This window comes from Actinoplanes sp. NPDC048791 (genome assembly GCF_040650095.1).
In the GTDB taxonomy this organism is placed as follows: domain Bacteria; phylum Actinomycetota; class Actinomycetes; order Mycobacteriales; family Micromonosporaceae; genus Actinoplanes.
This window is the reverse complement of record NZ_JBEZGQ010001566.1, coordinates 1-1,390: the sequence shown is the minus strand read 5'-3', so window position 1 is coordinate 1,390 and position 1,390 is coordinate 1. Positions and strand designations below refer to the sequence as shown.

General features: G+C 73.7%; 1 protein-coding gene and 1 pseudogene. Both read left to right on the top strand.

Annotated elements, in window-relative coordinates:
* Nucleotides 1-378, top strand: a pseudogene (locus AB0C29_RS48520) (lipopolysaccharide biosynthesis protein); the annotation flags it as partial.
* Between the two features lie 34 nt (nt 379-412).
* The gene (locus AB0C29_RS48515) at nt 413-1,327 is read left to right on the top strand and encodes a glycosyltransferase family A protein (RefSeq protein WP_360835155.1); all 915 of its coding nucleotides are present in this window, start codon (nt 413-415) and stop codon (nt 1,325-1,327) included.
* The last annotated feature ends 63 nt before the right edge of the window (nt 1,328-1,390 follow it).

Genomic DNA, 1,390 nt, shown 5'->3' with positions numbered 1-1,390 from the left:
CCGACCCAGGTGCAGACCACCTCGGCCGACCCCGAGGCCACTCTGATCATGGAGGCGCCGGTCCGGCAGACGCCCGTGGTGGCGGCCGGGTCGGCCGGAAACGACGCGGACAGCCGGCTGCTGGTCGTGCTGATCGGCGGCGGTGTCATCCGGCTGTGCAACCTCGGCGAGGAGCCCGAGTCCGGCATCGTGGTCATCGACGCGCCCCCGTCCGACACGGACGAGCGGGGCGTCCGGGCCGCGCAGTCCGGGGTCGCGGTGCTCGTGGTGGCCCGCGACCGTACCCGCAACGCCGAGCTGTCCCGCCTGGTCGACCGGCTGCGCTCGGCCGGCGCCCAGACGGTCGGCTTCGTGCTCACCGGAGGCCGCAGTGCCTGAGAGCGCCGTGCCAGATCGCGCAGGGGAGAACGCCGTGCCGCAGACCCACCCGGAGATCACCGTCGTCGTCGCCACCCGGGACCGGCCCGGGCTGCTCGAACGCGCCGTCGCCAGCATCCTCGGCCAGGACTATCCCGGCCGGGTCGAGTGTGTCGTGGTCTACGACCACGTCGACGTGCGGGAGCTGGACGTGCCGGCCGGCCCCGACCGCTCGCTCAAGCTGATCGCCAACACCCGCCGGCCGGGCCTGCCCGGCGGCCGCAACAGCGGGGTGGAGGCGGCGACCGGCGAGCTGCTGGCGTTCTGCGACGACGACGACATCTGGCTGCCGACCAAGCTGAGCCGCCAGGTCGAGCAGCTCGCCGACCCGGCCATCGGCGCGGTGAGCTGCGGCCTGCGGCTGCGCGGGCCCGGCATCGACAAGGAACGCGTGCTGGACCGCGACCGGGTCGTGCACGAGGAGCTGCTCGCCGACCGGGTGATGGAGGTGCACTCCAGCACCATGCTCGTGCGCCGGTCGACGTGGGCGGCGGCCGGTGAGGTCGACGAGGGCATCCCCGGTGGCTACAGCGAGGACTACGAGTGGCTGCTGCGGGTGTCGGCGACGACACCGATCGCGGTTGTCCGGGAGGCGCTGGTCATCGTCGACTGGCACGGCGGCTCGTTCTACTTCGGACGCTGGGCGACCATCGTCGAGGCCCAGCGGTACCTCATCGGCAAGCACCCCGAGCTGGCCACCAGCCGCGCCGGGATGGCCCGGCTGCGCGGGCAGATCGCGTTCGCGCTGGCCTCGGGCAACCGGCGCACCGAGGCGATGAAGGAGCTGGCCGCGGTCATCCGGCTGAACCCGCGGGAGAAGCGCGTGCTGGTCACCGTACCCGTCATCCTCGGCCTGATGACCGGCGAGCGGGTGCTGCGGATGGCGCAGAAGCGCGGCAAGGGGATCTGAGCAGTGGCCAGGACGATCGTGCGTGGCCGGCGGACCGCGCGGGCGTCCGCGCCGGCCCGGGCC